The sequence below is a fragment of the Burkholderia sp. RF2-non_BP3 genome (assembly GCF_001522185.1).
Taxonomy (GTDB): domain Bacteria; phylum Pseudomonadota; class Gammaproteobacteria; order Burkholderiales; family Burkholderiaceae; genus Burkholderia; species Burkholderia diffusa.
In genome coordinates, this window is sequence record NZ_LOSU01000058.1 from 45,827 (window position 1) to 67,570 (window position 21,744).

Below are 21,744 nucleotides of genomic sequence, written 5' to 3' on the forward strand. Positions count from 1 at the left end.
AAATCGGCGGGCGGTTACATATTCCGACTCTGACGGAGCGCCGCTTTTTCGCTGGAACGCCTGACGCGCTACAGTGGGCACGAACGCACAGATGCCGCCCAGCATCATCTTGACCGACATTTCGCCAACCACTAGGGGACGTCGGCTATCAGACGATGTGCACACCCTGGATAGCCGAACCATGATGCCCCACGCCGGCGCCGCGAGGTCCAGCGGCACGCCCGTCACGCAACCACGACCGCGGGTCTCTAGTGGTGCACCTTTGACTCTCACATCGACGTCATCTGGCCCTGCTTGATCCCGCCCTCAACCACGGCGAGGCTCCGACACAAAGGCTCCGCCGTTGCACCTCATCGTCTTCATATAGCTTTCGGTCAGCCTCGGTCAAATTGGCGGTACGAATTTCCCCGCAAATTGAGATAGCCTCGTATTTCACATCCATTCATTTCGGCTCATTCAAAATTTCCTTCGCTCGATTGTAATACACTAAACGCTTGCGCTCGACTGAGTTCGAGTATGATCGACCATCTCGCTCTACCCGATAACGCTCGCCGCGACTCGCGACGCTTTCTCGCTGCCGGTTCACAGGCGTCGTTTCCAATGTACCGAGTGTGGAGAGTGAATGCGCATGCTTATGGAGATTAGCGGGTAATACGACGCCCAATTTCTTGTCCTTCTGTAGAATATGGCGTGCACCGGACTTATCATAGAAGTACACAAGATTTTTGCCATCCATTTTCATGCGCTCAACCAAGCCAGCGGAGACCTCCGGTTGCTTGGCACTTGCTAGCGCAGTGCTTAATGCAAAAATCGCGCAATCGCCCGGAGATTTCTGTATGGCCAACTCTACAAAGCCGATGCGGGGTGGCGCATCATTTTTATTGCGGCCGGCGACCCGCATGGCATCAAGCAAGCTCTTGAGACCATGGTTCGAACCTGTGCTCTCTTCGCCCTGCAGAAAGGCTGACTCATAGACGACGAGAAAGCGCGAGCCATCCTCTTCGACCCGCAGGTCAATAGCTGCAAAATGTGACTCATTGCTTTCTGATCCCCGCGCCATCTTAACCACCGCCTGGCCTTGCCACGGTCCTTTCTTTTCCATGACAAACGATGCCAATTCATCAGTATTGCGCATGACATGCAATTCCATACCAGGCCGACGCTTTCGCTCCGCATCGACCATCGCCGACATCAATGCATCGTCCGCAATGTTGGTCACGCCACCCGGTTGACGGTTGAATTTCAGATCCTCATTCGCGTGATCGATCGCCAAATCGACGAGGCTGCGCGAAAGAAATTTCTTGATTATTCCCATACCGGGAGTTTGATGCGACGACCCCGCCACCTCCGACGCCCTTCCAATTTCGACGATTTGATTTTTCAAACTCGCCGCGGCGTTGAACTTTGTAGATGTACGCGTGGACGCCACCTTGATCGGCCAACCCTGACACCTCGCGTTACCGATCGATCGGATTTTCTCTCCAAGCTTATCAAGTGTTTTCTGAGAAATGCATTTTTGATTCAGCTTAATTGAGACCGCTTGACTCAAAGAATGCTTTGACGAAATTCGATTAAACAACCCCATACCCAACAACCTCACAATGCCTCACCAATGTCAATGATCGGCCACGCAAAACATAGATCAAACCATCCCCAAGCGCAGCCACTCAATGACTCAGCTTACCAATTTCAATCGGCAAGTCGACCGCACCAAGATGGGAAAGTACCGCCTCCGCATCCTTCGCAGCCTCTATCTATTTGATCGCAATATCGAGCACCGATCTCCTGATAAAAGCTCTTGCTCCAAGAAATTTCCAATTTTCCCAAACCACCAACGAGCAACGGGGCACGGCGACACATGGAGCAAGTTGGTGCCACCATTGAACGCACCGCCCTCAATTTACAGAATCTGATTCAACAGAAATATGAAATCATGCCGCAACATCGGTTAACTTTCACAACTCTGATGCAAATCACTTTGCGTCGCAATCAGCATTTTCATAAATCCCACACAGAATTTACTGATTTCGTGATGCCATCATCCGGCCCGTCGGTCACGCCGCCCCTCCCGGATCAAATGTTCAAAACAAACTTGGCAAATTCATCGAAGTTGAGTCGACACAGTCAATCATGCACCACTCATAAGAATGAATTGAATAAATTATTCTTCATATTGGCATCACGGATGATTTACATCGCAAACATTATCCTAGGACTCAGCCGAAGTGCCCGAGAAAGCTCGGCGCCGCCGGCCAATTTACGTGAATTTCAACTGAGGTTAACGGAAATGAAATATCTGCTTATCGCAGTGACTGCTGTATGCGCAATGCTGACCGAGCCTGTCTTTGCCCAATCAACACCGAAACCCACGCTGTCCGCGCCGGCGCAAACCGCGCGGGATAACTCGTATGCGGATACGGTGGGCCAGTGGGTTCCGCCATATGGCGAGCCTGTTGCCCAGAAAACGCGCGCACAGGTTTACCGGGAACTGGTACAGGCAGAAAACGACGGCCAGCTCGCATACTTGAATTCCACAATCTACGCACACTGATGGACTCTGTGCGCCATCGTCACCGACCGCTTCCCTCAACAAGATGGCGCACTACTTTTTCTCGGACCGGCACCCAATGCCAAGCCGATTATTGCGGCCACAACGCACAAGACGTTCCACTCTCTGTTAAGCCGCCAGGAACGTAAGCCGGTAGCCGTACCGGCTGATCGTCTCGATGCGCGCATTCGGCATGTGCACTGCAAGCTTGCGCCGTAGGCGAGAAACCAAAATGGTTACAGTCGACCGATCGACATCGTCCTTATCCTGCCAGCAGTAACGAATCAAGCGCTCACGCGATACTGGTAAATCGACCTCACGCATCAGACATTCCAACATCAACGTTTCCCGTTGTGTCACGACAAGTCTCAATCCCGTTGGCATCGACTTTGGTTCGTGCGTCCTCTTGTCGTTCGGCTTTCCGTCGGAACTCCAACACACCAGATTCCCGAGCGCCGTCCGATGGTAGGCTCGCAAACACTCATTGATCTCAAGAAACGAGTAAGGATGATCGAAGCACGCATCGGCTCCCATGCGCAGCGCACTCACACGATCCTGTGTCGTCGCAGCGCCTAGAACAGTAATGAGCACGGCCCCGCCACGACTCGATGAGAGCCGACGCAACATATCGAATAGCCCCGCATAGTCCGCCCGCTCAGCACACATGACGATGATTGCGTCAAACGCTTCTTGCTCCGCGACAAACACACCATCGCGCCAATCAGTGACATGCTGCACACTATGCCTGCACTCACGCAGCGCCTTGTGGAGCCATACTGCCCCTGGATGCTGCCCGGCCATAAACAGAATACGCAAACCTCACTCCGAATCCCGATGCGGCGTCGCAGACGCTCACGCCAACGTTCGCGACCAACAATCAATCGACACACGTGTACCCGGATCCGCGTCACCGATATGCAGCGCGAAATCATGAACGTTTACGACCGCTGCTACGATGCTCAAACCCAACCCACCTCCGGTCAAGTGACGCGTCCGCTCACTACGATAGCCAGGCGCCAGTACCGCCTCACGCTCCTTCGGAGCAATTCCTATGCCGTTATCGACCACGTCAACCTGCGGGCCGAACGCGGTCTGCCGCAATTCGAGGCAGACCGCGCCTCCTGCGTGTGTGTACTTGAATGCATTGTCGAGCAAATTACTAATCGCCTCAAAAAGCAAAGCACGGTCTCCGTGAATCCGCGCAGACCGTTCGACCAGCACATCGAAGCGGATCAAACAACTCTCCGCCAACGGCTCAAACAATTGCCCCAGCTCCGCCACGAGCGCCCCAAGATCCAGCACATCAAAGCCACCACGTCGCTGAAACGCACCGATTTCGGCGATACGCAGCATCGCACGAAATCGCCCCAGCAGATCGCCCGTCTCGCGGCGCGCCCGATCGACCAGTTCTCGCAGTACGGCATCGTCATACAAGACCGCACGATCAACAGCACGCGTCAGCAACGATTGCACGTGAAACAGGGGTGTACGCAGATCGTGCGCAATGCCATCGCACACGCCCTTTACCTCGCGCATCAACCGCTCGACTTCCGTCAGCATGTGATTGACGAGATGCGCCAACATGTCGAGTTCGTCTCGACCGCCAATCGGCAAACGTTGCCCCAGATCACCCTGCGCAATGCGGGACGTCACCTGGCGGATAACCTTCAGGCGCTGCATTTGACGGAGGCTAAGCACCAGCCCGCCCGCGATCCCCGCGATGAGACTGAGAAAGCCCCCTGCCAACAATGTGTCGATGATCATTTCACGAATGCGCAATATGTGCGTCAGATCGCGGGCTAAGACGAGCCTGTCGCCATTCGGGCGCCGAACGGCAATTGCGCGCACGACCGGCGCCATCTCGCCAGCCGTAAGCGTCAGCGAACGATCCAGCGTGAGACCCGATCGATCGAGTTTCAGGTGATCCGGAAATGCTAGAATGTCGCCCGCAATATGCTGGCCGTCTGGCGCAAATAACCCGTAGTAGTTCGCATGCATACGCTCCCGCTCGAGCCGATTACGAATGACAGCGGCAAGTGTGCTGTCGGGCAATGAATCGAAATAGACTACCTCCCAATGCATCACGACATCGGTTTCGTTTTCCATGACGTGTGTGATCATGCTGGCCACGAAGCCAAGCAGCACCATGACGGACATTGCAAAAACGACCGCATAAACCGCGACGAAGCGAAACGCCGACGAACACCAGCGCTGCGCCAATGGGTGAGTGCGCCATATCGAAAATTCTCTCATTCGCCCTCCGCTCACTCGAGCAAATACCCCGCCCCACGAACCGTCTTAATCATCGGTTTTTTCCCGGGTGAATCGACCTTCTTGCGCAAACGCCCCATGTGCACATCGATTAAATTCGTTCCGGGATCGAAATGGTATCCCCATACCGCCTCGAACAACATGGTGCGAGTAATCGTCTGTCCGGCGTGCCGCATCAGGTATTCGAGAATCCGATATTCAGTCGGCAAGAGTGGGATTTCCTCGCCGTCTCGGCTTAACTTACGGGAAATTAGATCAAGCGTGAGTGGTCCGACCATCAATGTCGTCTGCACCTGGCGGGGTACCGCACTGCTACGTCGCACCAGCGCCTCGAAACGCAAAGCCATCTCTTCGAGATCGAACGGCTTTGTAAGATAGTCGTCGCCGCCCGCGCGCAAGCCGCGGATACGCTCGTCGACATCGCTCAACGCACTGAGCATCAGCACTGGTGTGCGAATTCCGATACCACGCATCGTCGTCAGGATGGATAAGCCGTCAACACCCGGCAACATTCGGTCGAGCGTGATCACATCGTGTTCGCCACTGACTGCGCGGGCCACGCCATCACGCCCATTGTCGATCCACTCGACCACGTAGCCGCGGCCAGTGAGTTCAGCGACAATCTCGTTTGCGGTGATTTCGTCATCTTCGATCGTCAATACACGAACCATAGCATTCCCCTCCCCCGCAACCCTGATAACAAGGTTGCTCAGCATCCATAATTCGGATACCAAACCATTACTTAAAAATAATCGGAACGTCGTTCCAAACCGGCATCGCGCTCTTGTGCGAAAACATCGCAGACCTAGCTACTGCCGGCATAGCTACTGCCGGCAGGGTACATGTAAGCCATCCCGCACCGACCATCGTTAACATGAAAAATATTTCAGGGGACCATTCCTTGCGCCCCTCAGGCCGTCATCCTGACCTTCCTTCTTGGCAATAGCTCCGCGTCCCGCGCCCTCAGGCGTACCCTCCCGCCCGTCATCCCCGTGGAACGGTACGACGCCGCCCGGTCACCATCCTCACTCCACTAAAACTTGCTTCATCAAAATGCCACCGCTTTGACGATCAAAGAGCCTTAACTTGAATGACCACCCTAGGTTCTTGCCTCCCCTGTCTAACCATATCTTCATTAAGGAATTTCAAATGAGACGCCTGTCACAATGGCTCGTTTGTTCAGTTTTGGCTTCCGCTTGCACCGGGGCCTTTGCCGCTTCAGCACTCACGCCCCAGCAGTGCAGAGCCTATCCATTCGTTCGTCCCAAGGGACCGCTTACACACAAAATGCTCATGGATGAATTGTCCGAACTCGAGTCGGTCGGTTACGAGCCGTCGGCCGGAGACGAGGGAAACTATCCGGACGACATCGACACTGCGCAGGCCAAGCTAATGCAGAAATACCGGCATGATTGTCTTGGCGCGTCCCAAACCACGACGGCAAACCAACCGTAACCCAACCACGGTGCCCGCGTGAGACATGCCGCGCTGAACGACCTTCACAAGCAGTCGATTGTCCTGCATGCACCGCTATGCAGGACACATTCGACAGTCCGCTGACGGGCAGGAACCGTCCGGGAACCGGGGTCGCGAAACGGGTGTATGACACATAATGGTATCGCACCCATCTCCGGGTTCAGGGCCGCGTCAACCGCTCAAAATACGAATATTCCTATCCACCCCCAGCCCCCCCTCCGATTGGCACGGACCTGCACGCTTGAGTTCATGCAGGAGCGCGTGCTCTGCACGATAGAAACCATCGCCTTAGTTTGAGCGTACTTTTTCGACAGACGAGCACATATTTCGTGATCCCGGGGACAAAGCGAAGCGAGTGTAAATGGCATTCGCCGCGATGAACCAATCGTCCACGTGCAGCAGTTCGTCCTACCTTTAGGACACTGTACAAGGCCATCAGGCGGTGCGTGGCGTTTGCATAGGTTGGCGAAGCGTATTGAACACAAACGTGCTCGTTCTGCGGCACCAATCCGTTCAGTAGTCGGAAATGTATGGCCGGACTTGGAATAAGGCAGTAGATGTGCAGCGATTGCGGGACGGTACACGACCGCGACACAAACGCCGCCCGGAATATTGCCCGCCAGGGACTTCAAGCGCTTGCCGAAGGATTCCCTAGGGTTTAGCCCGAAGAGGAAATCAAACTCCGCCACGATCAGCCAGACATCTCTTTCTTATCCGCTGGATCGCTCTGCACAGAAAACGCAAAGCAACATTTTGTTTTCCCGCTGACAAACAGCCGTGCCTACCTATCTAACCGCTACCGCCACCACCGAAGCCTCGTAGGACGCGTTACCCGGGGCGCAAACCGCTCGACGATCGCGCAATATCGACCGGTAGCATTCCGCCCGCGGTGATCCTCACTCGCGCCAACCGTAACGACGCCCCCTCTCATCGAGGCCATTCCACCCATTCAGGGACGGCCGCTGTCGAAGCCTATCGTCACACTAGCCAATCGCGGCCACGACCACGCAAATATCGCAGGCCACTTCAAGCCGCCAGCATTTCCACGCATTACACTCGTCGTTGTGAGCCGAGCGGCATCAAACACACCTTTGCATGTGTCGCCCCGCTTCAGCCCCCGCTGCGCATCCAGCTCGAACGCCTCACTGCCACCCATGATGGCGCCCATGGAATCGACGCCTGCATCATCTGCTCGTGGTGGCCTCGAGACTCATTGTGTTAGTGCTTCCTAGCGAACAACATTCCTGAAGCGTTTGCGGTCTGACCAATCAACCGCTCACGCATCAATGCGCTCAAGGCGAACACGCATACCGCCTAACACCCTCTCCGAAACGCACGCGAGAACGCACTGACCCCACACCCGACGTCACAATAACCAAGACTGGCATCTACGTGATGCTCACGCGAACACGGAAGGAAAGCTGCTGCTCAAGTACAAGAACCCGGAAACGAGTGCGCCGCTCACCAAGAGCGGCGCATACCAAGGTTCCCACAACCACCAACTCGCGCCAAGTATCGAACAGCAAACCCGACAACGAGCAAGACGAATGTTAGGCGATCAGCCAAGTTGACAAAAGCGGATTCGGATGAATAGTGATACGAAATATCCGATTCCAGTGAAGTCGTCAAAAGTATGCTGCAGGACCGCCCCGCCTCGCAACGACCAAGAAGATGGCTTCTTGACACCGGGCAATGCCGCGCAAATCCCCGGCCTTGTCCACGTGGCCACAAACAGAGCAGCGCCCCAACGCACCGGGCACGCTATACACTCCTGGCTAAACAATGTTTCACCTATATCCCCCCAGAGATTACCCAATCACAATCAATTACAATATACTATTTTCAGGATTCGGCCAGTCTGGCCCCGCTTGTATGGAGACGTGACTCATGATGGTTTTCCCCTTCCTTCTTTTTTTCGCTGGAATCGTTTCCTTGATGGCCGGCCAACGGCGCCTGTCGATCATCTTTTGGGCAATCGCCATGATCGCAACGGGCGTACTTTTCCACCTTCATGCCACCGATCCCCTGCACCTTGCTTTTTAGACGCCTCACCGAATCGACCAAGCCACAGATCAGCCAAGAAAATGGCAAGCCGTGGCCGCCATGACGCGGCGCCCCATGCCAGCCGCCCCAGCCACACGTGCCAATAGGGCGGACCATCACACTGACCGCACTCCGGGTTCGCTCCTTCGATGCCGGCACGGGCGCCGCTCAATGAGCCTGCCGCCCTGCCCCCCCATGGGCTACGAACGTCCTCGACGCTCGCAGCGCCCGTCGCGCGCCGATCTACACTCAATTCGGCCCCGATACCTGTTCACACATGACATGCGATCTGGCAAACGAAGCTGAATTTCGGAATTGTCCCAGCATATATCAGCCATATCTCATGGACGGAACTTCAGCGCAGATCAATACTAGAAATGTGCACATGGCTGTTCGGTGTCATGCCTCGACTTGGCGCATGATTCGTTGCCGCGCGCTTCAACAAGTCACGTTTCGTAGCAGGCCGGTTCCAGCGTGCACGTGAGCATCGGCACGAATTTGTCACTGAATGGAGATACACCTTTGACCCCGGCACATTTGCTCACCTGTCGCGTTAGCATCCCGATTGACGGCGTCACGTGCAGTTCCGACGGCCGCTATCGCATTACGCTGGATGGGCAATCCCGTGTGGTGGCATACCATGTCGACACAAATCACTGGTTTCTGCTTGAGTCGTCAAATCAGGCGCCATACGGTCGGGTCATGACGGTGCCGGTGCGACGAACATCTTCCGGCGCTTGGGAACGAGGCAGAGGTACTGCCCCGCCCCTTGCAGGTGCGCATCATGAAATATGCTTGCCGTCACTCATTGAGGCGCCACAACATACCCGCCCGGTACCGAGGATTTTGCATTTCATTTGGATTGGCGACGCCCCGCTCCCGGACGCACTCGCGAGCCGCATCACCCAAAACGCCGAACGATGTCCTGGATTTCAATGTCGGCTGTATCTGGATACCCATGATCGCACGGCACGTGAGCGCATGATTGGGCAATTTCAAACGACGCCGCGCATGACGCTAGTCGACCTGCAACACGACCTACGCTTCCAGGCCTTCCGGCGGTCGCCGCTTGGCCAGTTCTATCGGCATTTCGCCAGCTCGACGGGAAACAACTACAGCGCCGCTTCGGATATTCTGCGAGCGTACCTTCTCCATCGCGACGGTGGACTATATCTGGACGTGGACGATGTTGTCTCCTACCCTGTACCCGCCCTTCGTGACTTGCTGGCCGGGCCACGCGATGTCTTGCTCAATCGCATGGTGACGGCAGAAGAGTATGGCTTCAGCGGTTACCCGAGTTCAAACTTTGCTTGTCACCCGGGCAACCCAGTGCTCGCCGCATGGCTTGACGAAATGACCCATCGCCTGATGGGCGCATCCCGGTTCCTGCAGCAGCCGCGGCCATGGAAAACAAAATCCCAAGCCGACCACGGCGCCCTGCTCGAATACATTTCGACGATCTTCCGGCTGGTCGGTCCGGGTGCATTCAACGATGCCCTTCGCGCCAGCCGCCCCGACTATTACTACATCGAGCGGGATCTGGTCAGCGCATATCGCATCGCGACCGTATCGCCTGCGGAACCACGCTTCGTGTTTGACCGCTACTTCGATGCCATGCATGTGGCCAAGGCCTTTTATTTACCTTTTGCCGAACCGGAATTCGATGTCGCGATCGGAAGTGCTCATAGCTGGAATCCAACCGTGGCGACAAGAGGGGAACACAATGCCCCCCTTCATCAATCAACCTTAAGCGGCGTTACCTGAACACCATTCGCCGCAAGGCGCGACTCCGGATCCTGGCGACATGGTTTCAGCCATGGTCGTGCCAGGTAGATCTGGTGGACAGCATGAGCATATTCACTACCCAAGGATGGCGTGCGTGAATGATAGGCCCCGACCGCACGCCATGTTGGCCCATATTGGTTGACTGCATCACGAAGCAACGCCGCCCCGACGTCCGCATTGACGGCTGGATCCTGAAGCTGCTTCAAATCAATCCCCTCGCGACGTAAGGTCGGAAAGTGGATCGAATTAATCTGCATGATCCCAACATCGACCGTTCCATTTGCATCGTGATTCAATGCATCCGGGTTAAGGTGAGATTCGTAATACGCAATCGCCCTTAGTACATCCGGATTCACGTGATACCGTTGTGCTGCATCCGTGATGCAGTCCGCATGCGCCTGGCCAGCCATGCACAATCCGATCACCAATGATACCCCTACCACACGCCATTTGATGCAACGCTTGTATCGATTTACAGCCACGCCCCACCTCTATTGGTAAAATATTGCACAAACCAATTTGACGAACCCATCATTAGAAAGTTCATCATTTGCGTGATGATCGAATAGCGACGCGAGCACCACCCCCTCTCACGTATCGCGCCGTCGAAGAACATGCATTTCCTCAATTTTGATATCAGAATGTCTTGGATGTCGGGCCGGAAAACACTGAATCATTGCCACCACGCATCCGTACCGCGATTCTCCCGCATTCCCCATTGAACAGGCGCCACAACGATCGAACCAACCGCCTCATCGCTGCCACGCGGTTCGCAAATTACACATCGCCCTGTCCTCGACAATGAATTGACCAGGCGCACCGCCCACATGAGGTGAAGACTCGCTCATGGGTTAAATATGCATGGATAATTCATCTTTTTTGTTTTACAATCCATTTCATGGAGATCACTTATAATGCAACCCTAAACAAACGAAATATTGCCGCGCATGGCATTCCTCTCGTCCATGCAAGACTTCTCGAATGGGAAACGCTCCGATGCAAACGTGATGAGCGACACGGTACCGAGGAAGTACACTATATCGGCTACGCTTACATTGGCCCACGACTCTTCTGCGTTGCTTTCATCGAATCAGCACGCCATCGATATGTGGTGAGCCTGCGAAAGGCATATTGCCGAGAGACGCTTCACTATGGCGATGTTAAACCGATAACCATCACACCGACACCAGAGGAGGAAATCGCAATCCGCCATGGAATTTCCGTGGATCCAGACACCTACGAACTGTGTGAAACCGAGTTCGAACTATTGCAATCGCGAGGATTTTGGATCGGGAATCGTGCAGCAGAGCCACAAGAGGCAACTCCCAATGCACAAATCGATCCGGACCTACTTGATCGATTTAAAGCCAGTGGCCCCGACTGGCAAACACGGATCAATGCCGTCTTGGCCGAATGGTTGAACGCACACTCCCCACAAAAATCTGCAAATGACATTGCCATTTAATATATAACTTATATTTTCATGTTCATCCATGCCGACACTAAAGAAATCACGAGATGCGCACGCCCGGCACCACGAGTGCTCATCGCCTTCGCCGGCACGAACCAGCCCCCCATCCCGATCATGGACGACCCGAGATCGGGCATGCCATATGCGATGAGGTCAATGGGCCCAAATGCTTGGTCTGCTAGTTGCTGCTCCGGTCATTTCACATCCGTATCGCTTAGAAGACCCGTGTCAGGATGCGACTGTGGCACATGAAGCTGACGACGCGTCCACACGTAGTCGAAGTTCTTATGACGGCCCTTATACAGATATCCCGGTAATAAACCGATCGGCTTTTGACCGCTCACCTTGACTCGAACCCCCGTCCCATCTGCCAATTCCGCAATGCCCGCCGCCAGTTTCGAGTTCGTATTGACGTGTGCCCGGCCAACTAATGCCACCCATTTTCCGCCGCCGATGGCGGCTTGGTGTTGTCGAATGGTGGCCGCGCCAAAATAATTCATTTTCCGCAGCCGGGGAAGGCGGTCCACCTCCTCTGCGGTCAGGAAATCGGGCGGTGTCGCTATTAACGGGTCATAATAAGCAGCGATACTGTCGATCGCCCTAACCGCGACGCTCTGCGTCCGAGCCTCGCCGAGCAGAGTTTTATAATTGTAGGCCACCGATTCAGGTCTGCCGGTCGTGCGTTCATCCACCCAAGCCTGCAACGTATGGGACAAGGGTGCAGCAGGCGACGCCAAGTAGGCGTCGATATCGGACTGGTGAAGGTCAGCCAGGAAACCCTCGACATAGAGGGTCCGCACGCCCTGCCGTTTGAGCTCGGCCATATTTTCAATCAGCAGTTGCCGACTTGCCGGCTGGTCGTGTAGCTCCCCCAGTACGATGCCTTCCTTTCGGGCGAACAGCGCCGCAAAGGATTGCGCATCCGACAGATCCGCCGGAAGAACAGGGGCTTGCGCGCGTGGAGTCCGGGGTAGGCGTGACAAGTAATCCTTGGCTGCATTGTCCAGACGATCAGAAAGCAAACGGATCTGGTCACGCCCTCCCCGTTCCGCGTCGTTAAGTTCCTTGTCCTCGATATGCTCAAGCGCACGTCTCGCACTCGGCGGAAAATCGGAGACCTGAAAATTTTCCAATTCGACAGTCGTCAGATCACTCGGATCCGACGGCAGTAATTCAAACGTCAGTTTGCCGTGGCGTCCCCCGAGGCCTACCTCACCGATCACCGCCAATCGCTCGGCGAGCGTTTCCGCGCGAAACACTCCGTCCTCCAGACGCAAGACGAGCCAACGCTCCCTCGCGCCAAGCACAAACCGGTTTGATGTGCCGCGCCACTTCCTGATTTCCGCGAAGCGTCCGCCAATTTTGAGATACCGTGTGCCATCATCCCTTTGGCGGATTCCCATTCGATCAGGAGGCCCCAATTCCTCGCTTGTCACGCCGGGCGAAAACATATCAGGTGTGACCCGACCTACCACCTCCGACGAAACATGTGTCGATGTTTCTTGCTCGGGAATCCAGTGCTTCCCGTCCCATTCGATCACACTGGCTTCGCTCAATGCCTTGAGATGTGTACTCACTCTGGCCTGGAAATACTCGCCGTCTGGGCTGAAACCGGCGTTTTCCACGTCGCCGAGACCGCCCGTCACAGCCATGAGCGCCAGGTTGACCGCATCCGAGAGTGCCGCGCGCAACCCTGATCGGCGCTCGTCATCGGTATCCGCCTCGATCGCCTTGTCGATATGCAGCCCAAGACTGACGAACGGCGTTACCGGATTGGGCATCACAAAATTCACCGCGTCGATGTAATCGGTCCACACGTCCTGCGACACTTCGGTATCAGATTTGACTGCAAGATCCAGATCCGAATAGCTGCGGGCCCTCTGCCGTTCGGCCAGTTGCCGAAACAGACTCGCGCTCGCCAACGCATAGCCAGCCCGCCCCACCCTGCGCTGACCGACATGGCCATCGGATTTGGCAAACTGCGCAAGCCAATGGTCGACGCCAGCCTTGAACATGCCGTCCTGCCGGTCGGACAACGAAAAGTGACGCGCTAATTGACGCCGCTTGCCGACATCCCGACAGCTTTCGACAAACCATTGCCGCATGTCGTTCTCCTGCGCAAAAGCGACGAATCGCGCATCCGGGCGGTCGCGTCGTGGCAAATAGAGCACAATGCGTCCGGTACTTCGATCCTGAAAGGTCAGCATGTCGGTGGCAAGATATCCATTCACCTCGACAAGTGCGACCTCGATGCGACGCGGGGAATCGAGATAGCGTACCCCGCCTAGCACACACTCGACGTCCGGCGCTGTCAGATGGGGCGCTACATGCTTTAGATCGCGCGCCAGCGCGACGCCGTTGTTGATTTCCTGAAGATTCTGATGTTGCCATCCCGCATCGAGCTTGGCTTTCGCCACCTCATAGAAATCGATATCCCACACCAGTTTCATCAGCGTCGATGGCTTGACGCGCACTTCATTAGCGTGATCGAAACGGTGTCGCCCCGTCGAATTCCCCTCATATACGCCTGCCAAGGCATCAAGACTCCAGGGATTTTCCTGGTCATGTGCAGGAAAGTTCGTCAGGAGACATGCCGTCAACGTGCGTTCGTCCAACGGCTTGACGCCATGTCCCCACCCGGTCACCGCCGCCCCGTCCTGATACCCGAGCTCGAAGCGCATCAAATAGGCGTCGTCGGGGTCGACTTCGATGCCTAACTTCTCTCGAATGGCGCGCTGCATTGTCGTACGCGCGAGCGCCCAGATATCCGGAAAAGCGTCGTTCAGACGCCGGTAAAATGCATCAACGGCCGAGAAATTACCGCTCGATAGCGGCTGCGACTGAATGCGGTCCCAGCTCGTCCAGTCGGGATCCGTCATCTGTGTGGGGTCCTCGGTGCCCACTTCCGCGATCCGTTGCTCGTCCACGACCGGCAATACGACCTCGGACATTTCCGTGCTGTTTCTCGCACCCTCCGCGTCCGTCACAGTTGCGCTCATCCTCAACGCTTGGTCGATGTCCGATCCACGAGAAGCATGGCGATCAAAACGCCAGCGCCAACCATCCCAATGAACACGGTAACGCGGACCATCCGATGCGTGACGGTCAAACACTTCACATCGAAGCGTGCCGTCGGCGCTTTGCTTGACTTCAGCCGACACCAACGCGCCTCCCATTTCGATCACGTCGTACCGCTCCGGATTGGCGCCCAACTGCGCCTCCCCCACCGCGTAAAGTCTGGCACCTCCGGGCAGCAAGTTCTTCGATTCGATGTAACTGCTACCCCGCTCAAAAGGAACGGCTAGTTGTCGCAACATGCTGACTTCCGCCTGATTGAAAACGGGAACACCATTGCGCTTCCAGGTGTGCCAGGTCTTCGACAATGGCTCGACGTAGAGTTCATTTCCTGGCCGCACACGTCGTTCCACAGGATCGAATTCCAAGGTGGATGCAACGCATCCTGCCTGCGCTCCGCCGTCTTGATGACTCACGGTCCCATGCGGGCAATGCAGTTCCACTACACAGGGCTGGTTTTCGATCCAGACATAGGGGCGCCCGTCAATGCGGCAATCAACCTCGAACTCATCAGGCAAAAATGCCGCCGCCGCGTGCCCCACTGCCACACGTCCCTTGCTGGTACGCGGATTCAACTCAACCCATTTCGGCCCTGCAGGCGTATCGGCAACATACTGATTACCGTTCACGTGCGACAGTCTGGCCCAATCTTCCGGAAAGCCCATTTCCAGTAGCAGCGAATAGCTGATTCCAGTATTGGCGTCGCGCAAGACAAAGGTACCGCCCAGCGGGGTTGGGGCCAGCCGGGACTGACCAGTTGAGCGGGACTCTGCAACGTCAGCGACAGGCAAGCCCGGCGATGAAGCGACAACGTTCAGGAACCGACCCGCTTCCGGCCGCCATTGACTACATGGGTTGTCACCATAGGGGTAAGCCAGCCGCCCCTCATAATGTTGCACAAGCAGTCTCGCGGTCGCCGGAGGCAACCCGAAGATCGCGATATCGAGCGCCGCTCGGGCAGTTGGATCGTCGGGGTTGTGCCGAATCGCGGAGAGTGGCGCATGCGATACGATCACCATCCCTTTTTGTCGCCCCTGCGGGGTCCAAATCTCGTCAAAAATCGCGCATCTGGATGGATCGGATACCCCCTCAGCACGCAGCGTATCCCGCTTAATTCCACTGCCTCGGAACGGTTGCAGCGTGAGCGCCAACTCGTCGGCCTGGAACTCCGACAAAATGCCGGCGCGCTCCCATTGCCCGATCAACTGACGCAGCGCACGTTTGCTATCATCGAGACCGTTGGCTGCTTGATCCCCACCCTCGAACGACGTAACACGGGCGGACCGCCGGGGAACTGCTTGCGCCATCGGAAAGCGTAGGGGGTCCTGCGCGGAGGCCCACCATCCGGCGGCCCTGTCATACCACGCGATATCGCGTGGCAAAGCGGCATCGCCAAGTCTTGCTCCGGCAGCTGACGGCGATGATCGATGAGCTGCCATTCTTGAAGGAAGATCGCCGGCCGCGCAATCCAGGCGACGACGGGTTTCCGACCGAACCGATCCAGTATTCCCTGGCGCTTCTCCCGCTCGCAACAACAGGCCGGGGGTGACATTCGAACCGCCCCTCACCTCGCTTCCTTGACGCAATTGCCGAGTGTTCGGATACTTCGAGCGACCAGTCAAATGCGCCTCATGGCGATTGAACCGCGCATCGTACCAACCTGCCGCCTTATCTCGATAATTCGCATCGAGCGAATCGATCTGTACTGCCGTGGATCGGTTCCGGCACCGCTCCATGGTCGATGCCAATCCAACCGCCGGACTGTCAACGACCACGATATTCGTCACCCAGGTCAACGCACCGAGCAAGGCACTCGCCTGCGCCTGCGCCATCGGATTACCGGGTACGCGGGCCAGTGCGTCAATGCGCCGCTGGTTGGCACGATTGCCGATATAACATTGGGACCGGCTGTAGTGACAACCGGTATTTTTTCGGTATTGAACAAGAGATAACGGCACCGGACTTTCCTCCCGCGGCTGCGCCAGAAACGACAACACTATTGACCGCGATGCCCAATCTCGCTATCCGTTTCCACTCCTGTTCTCGCGCCCCTCACCTCTGCGAACGTTGGCCCCTCTCACGCTGCATACGAGCGCCGTCGCCCGGAAAGACCTGGCGTCCGCAAAGAGTCGGAAAATTTCCTCTCGACCTGTCCGCAGGATGGGGAAAATGCGAGATCATCGCGACGTGAAGCGGCGGCTGGTTTCCGCCACCACTGTATTGCCGACCATTGAATGGAGCTCAAATACTCATCACCCGCTGATTAGCCGCGTCCGGTCGTATGCTCACACGATACGAGCGGTGAGCAAGGCTGCCACATCGCCAACGGTGTTCAGCCGAAAAACGTCGTCGGTCTCCAGCACGATCCCGTAGCGATCCTCGAGCGCCATCGCCATGTCCAGCAATTCCAGCGAATCCATTGCCAGATCCTCAATCAGCCGCTGAGAATCACAAAATTCTTCTGGATCTCTACACAAAATTTCCCCAAATAGAACCTTGACGTCTCCCGCCGTCTTAGACACTACACTTTGTTCATTCACGTCGTCCCGTCCTTCATAAATTTTCCACAATGAGGCAGCCTCCCCAGACGGAGTATGGCTCGCCTTCCCGTGCCGCTTTACATTAACTGCTGCTCTTGACGCCAGTTGCGCCAGAATTCGTGCCGTAACGAATCCCGCCTGCACTCGTCACCACCTGAGAATCCCGCTTTGGCCGCGATGTCTCCTGTTCAGCACGCACGCCTTCATTACGCTCAGTATCGGGCTCGCTGCTTGCTTCAGCGCTTGGGGACTCGTTCGTCCGCTTGCCCTCATTCAACAGGTCTAGGAGGCGATCAGACGGCCGCTTAACAGTTTCAGCCCCTTTCTGAATTCCCTTAAGTTGGTCAATGACGCCAACCATCAACTGCTGCATCGCCCCATCCATTCTCGTACCGTCCGTCTTTTGCGCGAATCGATCGATTCGTGGAGTCCGCCCCTTGAGACTGGGTGACTTCCACAACGGTGGCTCCGGAGCGGGGGGTGGGGCGGGGGGGGAGAAACTCGTCGATTCCGTCGATTCATTTTCTTCCTGAATCGGTATGGCAGCACTCACATCGCTTTCAGTTTGCTCGCCAAGCAATTCAGCCCTGACATGCTCAGACTCGCTACGCTGTTCGTCCCCAAGCTTCAATGGCACCCGCTTGAGTGGACGTGCCAGTTCGCGACCTATTTCTTGCTCCCTCGAATCAATCATCCGCATCACTGGCGCAAGCGCTTCCTTGACTGCGTCGCCGAGCGATACTTTGATTTTTGGAGCGAAATTAATTCGGGGAGATCCAAAATTCTTGCATTGATTGAACAGTTGCCCCCCCATCCTCGCCCCATATGGCGAAGCTGGATCCTGACCATCTGGCGACATTCTCGGGTCATCAGGCCCCAGCGATTTCCCTCTCTCGCTTTGAGAGGGCCGCTGATCATTTCCATCGTTATTCGAACTCGAAAACAAAGGTCGAATAAATTTTTCCAAATCCCCGCACGCATCCAGCACAGTGTTAATCTGACCTATCGAAACGTCATGATATTTTGAATATCTCGCACTATCCAGCCAAGACGCCATCTGAGTCATATGATGCGTATACCACGCATCCGCCATCTCAATTATTTTTGAGGTCAGCTCCCTGTTTTTCAAATATGGCTCCTTACTCAAAATATGCTCGACGATGTGATCGTCGATTCCGGCATGATAGGATTCCATAATTTCTGAGCGATCTTTCATGAACCATTCGTGCACCGCCTTGTTTGCGGCCGCGAATGCATTGCTCGTCTCGCCATGCTGAAACCCCATCTTCAGAGGATGTTTTTCGAGTGATGCTTGAGCGGACTTCAGAAATTTCCCGAGCGCCTGAGTGACCTCTTTGGGAATTTCTACCGTTCCCTGCCGGGACGCCGCGTATACCACGACGGCCAACGAGGTCAGTTGATTGCGCTCGATCTGCTGAATATTCCCATTCAAGAGCTTCACCAACTCACCGCCCGTTTGGCCATCAACATGGGCCAACGCCTGCTCGCGATAGAAATCATTCCAACTCCTCGCGCCAGGGTATGCGCCATCGGACACCCTAGCCTCCGAAGGCATCGTTTTCGACGTGTTACTGCTCACGCCATTCAACTGGTCGCTAATCTTCTTCGGATGCGCATCGCTGCCCCCCCCAGATATCTTCGACATCAACAGTCGAGGGGAATCCGGCACATTGCCGACACCCGTGATGGGCGAACCAAAGGATCCATCTCGCCCGAAAGAACCGGACATCGGTTTAGATACGTGACTCCCATGGATTGCCGTCATCACCCATTCCTATCACAAATCAAACACAAAATGCCACGCACTAGTTCGTGCGTGGCTCGTGCAATTAACACGCCACAGTCGAATTCAAATCTGCAAATATTGCTTATCCGTGTCGATCATCGATTGAACCGTGCTACTTACGACCTTTACAAGGTTATCGAAATTAGAGTTCACATGCGAATATTTTTCCGCAATTGTCTGACCCGCATTCTCCAACTGGCTCTCCAACCCCTGAAAGCCAGCCCACCATGCCTGATAAGCCGCAGGATTCATGTCGACAGTGCCCCCATTATTCATATCACTTAATGGCTTCCACATTTGGTGCACAATCGAGTCATCGTCCGTATTCAGCGAGACGTTTCCGTTTCCGTCTACTGAAATTACAGACGGAATAAGCGACCCCAACTCCTCTTTAAATTGATCCACATTATCTACATGCAGAATTGTGCCACCCATGCTACTCATAATATTCCAAAGATCATTTTGAGCATCCTCAACATCAAACGAAATGCTCTTTCCATCCGATGATGAGTGTATATAGCTTGCAATGTGTGCCATGTAGTTACTTATCTTTTGAACAAGCTTCATGACCGCCTCGACCACGAGCTCCAACTTATTCAACTCGTCCTGCCCCGCCTCCATGGTGTGATTCAGACCATCGATGATGTCCTGAAACGGATTGTCATCACCCACATTCGACTGGCCAGTCGCCGCTTGACTTACTTTGGCATGCGAATCCAAGTTGCCGTACTTGGCGTCGAGCACCTGAATATCCGCTGCTACACGACCAATCTGCTTGTCGCGCTGCCTACGGCACGCACGCATCGCCAGCGCCAGTCCCTTGAACCGGCTTTCAAGATCATTGCCGCCTTTCCTGGCCCCGTTGCCTTTCAACAGATCGAACAACGCATCCAATTGCCACTGGAGCGAATCCTTGGCGACTCCACCTTCCTGCGTCGTCCGCGCTGCTTCCAGCACACCTTGCGACGCTACGTCCACCCCATCATTCGGGCGACGCAGCATCGTGGCCGCCATGCCACCTTGTCCAGCTACTACCGTAGTCATATTCATCTCCAACAGTCAAATCAAACCGGAAACGCGCCCTGTCACTCAGTCGGCAAAGCACGAACCCAATCCAATCAGAAATTCCTGCCGATTGCGGCCGCGAATCCAGCGCGGCTCCAAACCCCGACCAGTCCAGGTGGCCCCGCTGTCCGGATCGCGATATTTCGGCGCGATCTTGCGGGGTTTCAACTGGCGCTGCAGCTCCTGCAGCTTGTCCCGACCATAGATTTCCACAACCTGCAACCCGTACTGCTCGACTTTCGCGCGCACATCACTGAGCACCACATCCCGCTCCTGTGATTGCACGCGCTCCACTTCTCGCGCCAACGCTTCGGCCTGCGCCTTGAGCTGTTCGTAATCCTTCATCGTCCTAACATTCCTTGATTCATGTGGGCCGCACCGGCGCTCTTGTGGACCACCCGGCGCGGAACGCCGACAAATTTATTTTCCGACGCACCCGAGACGATGACTTTCAACTACTGCTCATTGCGGAAACACCTCGCGTCGGCTGCCGCCCCCGACCGAAGTCAAAGGCGGCAGCCTCCCGCTTTACACGATCTTGCTTGCCACGACACTGCCGAGATCGCTCTGCTGGCCCACCAGCGCCCGAACGACCGCCAGCATGTCTTCCTGGACCGTCTTGACCTTTCGGGCGCTATCCTGATGCAGGTTGCCCACCTGGCCCCACAGCTCGGCGAAACGGCCATCGATCGTCTCTTCCGAACGGTCCTCGCTCTTCGCCAGATCCGCCGCCGCGCTCGCCTGACGGTGGGCCATTTCGCCAACGGCCGACATCAAACGGGCCCGCGCGTCGCATCGCCGCATCTCGACGTAGTTGAACTCGTGATTGATCTGATGCGCACGCTGTGCCACGCGATGGCGCTCGGTTTGCCCCGCGATCGCCTGCGAGTGCTTCCAGCCCGGCTCCGACGGACTCGGCTCGACGCCGACCATCTGACGCTCGGCCGCCTCCTCCTCGGAACGAGCCTGATCCGCACGCTCGGCTGCCGCATTGCGCCGCTCAACCGCCTGCTCACGGTCCTGGCCGATCTCACCGTTTGCCATGCCCGACTCACCGAGCGGTTCCTCGAGCGGCTGGAGCGGCTTCAGCTCCACTTCCCGCACCTCTTCATTGATCGCTTGACGCGACCCGAGCAGACCCTTCTGCGCATCCAGCGTCAGTTCTTCGTTGGCATTCGCCCGGCCCATCTCCTCGGTGAGGGACGTCTCGTTGATTTTCAGGCCCTTGAATTCCTGCACGGCCGAACCCACGCAGAAAGCACCCTGCAGCACCGCTCCGGAGATCGCTCCCTCAAGCTCATCCTGCCCCTGCTTGATGATTTCCTGAGCCTGCTCTTGCGTGACCTTGAGCTGGGTAACCGCCATGTCTGCGCCCATCTTCTGGAATGCCCGACCTTCGGCGAGCAGGGCGGACTGAAGGGCAATAATGACATCGAAGCCGTCATCCACGGTCGAATTGCCAAACAGACCGACCTGGTCTTGCCCACGCACAGGCTTCGGCGTCTCGGCGCTCGAGTGAGCCGATTTCGCGCCCGCCTGACCCGTTGCGGCCTCCAGGGCGCGCTTGAGCACTTTCAGTGTGTCGACAGATGCCGGCACGATGGGCCGTGCCAACTCGGTTCCGGTGCCGCCCGTTGCCCGATGCGCGGCGCCAGCTGCCGCC

At 56.1% G+C, this 21,744-nt stretch carries 17 protein-coding genes and 1 pseudogene; 7 read left to right on the forward strand and 11 right to left on the reverse strand.

What is annotated here, in order from left to right; translation table 11 throughout:
• Window positions 1–442 precede the first annotated feature (442 nt).
• Window positions 443–1,585 (reverse strand): YopJ family acetyltransferase, encoded by a 1,143-nt coding sequence (locus WS45_RS27880; protein ID WP_082722041.1) that lies wholly within the window; start codon window positions 1,583–1,585, stop codon window positions 443–445.
• A gap of 273 nt (window positions 1,586–1,858) precedes the next feature.
• On the opposite strand from WS45_RS27880, the gene WS45_RS36450 reads away from it, so the two are divergent.
• Window positions 1,859–2,551, forward strand: coding sequence for a DUF4148 domain-containing protein (locus WS45_RS36450; protein ID WP_306453758.1), 693 nt, complete (start codon window positions 1,859–1,861; stop codon window positions 2,549–2,551).
• Between the two features lie 126 nt (window positions 2,552–2,677).
• Here WS45_RS36450 and WS45_RS27885 read toward each other — a convergent pair whose 3' ends face one another.
• Genes WS45_RS27885 through WS45_RS27895 form a run of 3 tightly spaced genes read right to left on the reverse strand, consistent with a single transcriptional unit; the run spans window position 2,678 to window position 5,490 of the window.
• The gene (locus WS45_RS27885; protein ID WP_059530992.1) at window positions 2,678–3,364 is read right to left on the reverse strand and encodes a response regulator transcription factor; all 687 of its coding nucleotides are present in this window, start codon (window positions 3,362–3,364) and stop codon (window positions 2,678–2,680) included.
• Between the two features lie 36 nt (window positions 3,365–3,400).
• Window positions 3,401–4,801 carry a sensor histidine kinase gene (locus tag WS45_RS27890; RefSeq protein ID WP_059530995.1) on the reverse strand — a complete coding sequence of 467 codons (1,401 nt, stop codon included), beginning with the start codon at window positions 4,799–4,801 and terminating at the stop codon, window positions 3,401–3,403.
• A gap of 11 nt (window positions 4,802–4,812) precedes the next feature.
• On the reverse strand, window positions 4,813–5,490 hold the full coding sequence (locus WS45_RS27895) for a response regulator transcription factor (protein WP_059531035.1): 678 nt from the start codon (window positions 5,488–5,490) through the stop codon (window positions 4,813–4,815).
• A gap of 478 nt (window positions 5,491–5,968) precedes the next feature.
• Between WS45_RS27895 and WS45_RS36590 the strand changes: the two genes are divergently transcribed.
• The 5 genes and pseudogenes from WS45_RS36590 (at window position 5,969) to WS45_RS27905 (ending at window position 10,102) form a co-directional block, all read left to right on the forward strand.
• Entirely contained in the window at window positions 5,969–6,274 is a 306-nt protein-coding gene (locus WS45_RS36590; protein WP_059530998.1) for a DUF4148 domain-containing protein, read from the forward strand.
• A 578-nt stretch (window positions 6,275–6,852) separates the two neighbouring features.
• Window positions 6,853–6,957, forward strand: a complete 105-nt coding sequence (locus tag WS45_RS36595) for a zinc ribbon domain-containing protein (protein WP_156437299.1) — start codon at window positions 6,853–6,855, stop codon at window positions 6,955–6,957.
• A 131-nt stretch (window positions 6,958–7,088) separates the two neighbouring features.
• Window positions 7,089–7,373 (forward strand): annotated as a pseudogene (locus tag WS45_RS36600) (hypothetical protein); the annotation flags it as partial.
• Window positions 7,374–8,182: 809 nt separating this feature from the next.
• Window positions 8,183–8,338 (forward strand): DUF5993 family protein, encoded by a 156-nt coding sequence (locus WS45_RS35335; protein ID WP_156437300.1) that lies wholly within the window; start codon window positions 8,183–8,185, stop codon window positions 8,336–8,338.
• Window positions 8,339–9,133: 795 nt separating this feature from the next.
• A complete protein-coding gene (locus WS45_RS27905) occupies window positions 9,134–10,102 on the forward strand; it encodes a glycosyltransferase family 32 protein (RefSeq protein ID WP_175981867.1) in 969 nt (322 codons plus the stop codon).
• On the opposite strand, the gene WS45_RS34205 is transcribed toward WS45_RS27905, so the two are convergent.
• A complete protein-coding gene (locus WS45_RS34205) occupies window positions 10,075–10,533 on the reverse strand; it encodes a lytic transglycosylase domain-containing protein (protein WP_082722044.1) in 459 nt (152 codons plus the stop codon). The genes WS45_RS27905 and WS45_RS34205 overlap by 28 nt on opposite strands.
• 488 nt (window positions 10,534–11,021) lie before the next feature.
• Between WS45_RS34205 and WS45_RS34210 the strand changes: the two genes are divergently transcribed.
• On the forward strand, window positions 11,022–11,588 hold the full coding sequence (locus WS45_RS34210; RefSeq protein ID WP_082722045.1) for a BrnA antitoxin family protein: 567 nt from the start codon (window positions 11,022–11,024) through the stop codon (window positions 11,586–11,588).
• A gap of 200 nt (window positions 11,589–11,788) precedes the next feature.
• Here the strand turns inward: WS45_RS34210 and WS45_RS35340 are convergent, their stop codons facing one another.
• From WS45_RS35340 to WS45_RS35790, 6 genes are all read right to left on the reverse strand, one after another.
• Window positions 11,789–16,627: a membrane-targeted effector domain-containing toxin gene (locus WS45_RS35340; protein WP_156437302.1), complete on the reverse strand. Its 4,839-nt coding sequence runs from the start codon at window positions 16,625–16,627 to the stop codon at window positions 11,789–11,791.
• Between the two features lie 327 nt (window positions 16,628–16,954).
• The gene (locus WS45_RS36465) at window positions 16,955–17,353 is read right to left on the reverse strand and encodes an acyl carrier protein (RefSeq protein WP_082722046.1); all 399 of its coding nucleotides are present in this window, start codon (window positions 17,351–17,353) and stop codon (window positions 16,955–16,957) included.
• Window positions 17,292–18,995, reverse strand: a complete 1,704-nt coding sequence (locus WS45_RS35345) for a hypothetical protein (protein ID WP_156437303.1) — start codon at window positions 18,993–18,995, stop codon at window positions 17,292–17,294. Before WS45_RS35345 ends, WS45_RS36465 begins: the two co-directional genes overlap by 62 nt.
• An 84-nt stretch (window positions 18,996–19,079) precedes the next feature.
• Window positions 19,080–20,060, reverse strand: coding sequence for an IpaD/SipD/SspD family type III secretion system needle tip protein (locus WS45_RS27920; RefSeq protein ID WP_179949165.1), 981 nt, complete (start codon window positions 20,058–20,060; stop codon window positions 19,080–19,082).
• A gap of 45 nt (window positions 20,061–20,105) precedes the next feature.
• Window positions 20,106–20,426 carry an H-NS histone family protein gene (locus WS45_RS27925; protein WP_059531015.1) on the reverse strand — a complete coding sequence of 107 codons (321 nt, stop codon included), beginning with the start codon at window positions 20,424–20,426 and terminating at the stop codon, window positions 20,106–20,108.
• A 183-nt stretch (window positions 20,427–20,609) separates the two neighbouring features.
• Window positions 20,610–21,744 (reverse strand): hypothetical protein (locus WS45_RS35790; RefSeq protein WP_179950399.1); only part of this gene is annotated, 1,135 nt, incomplete at its 5' end.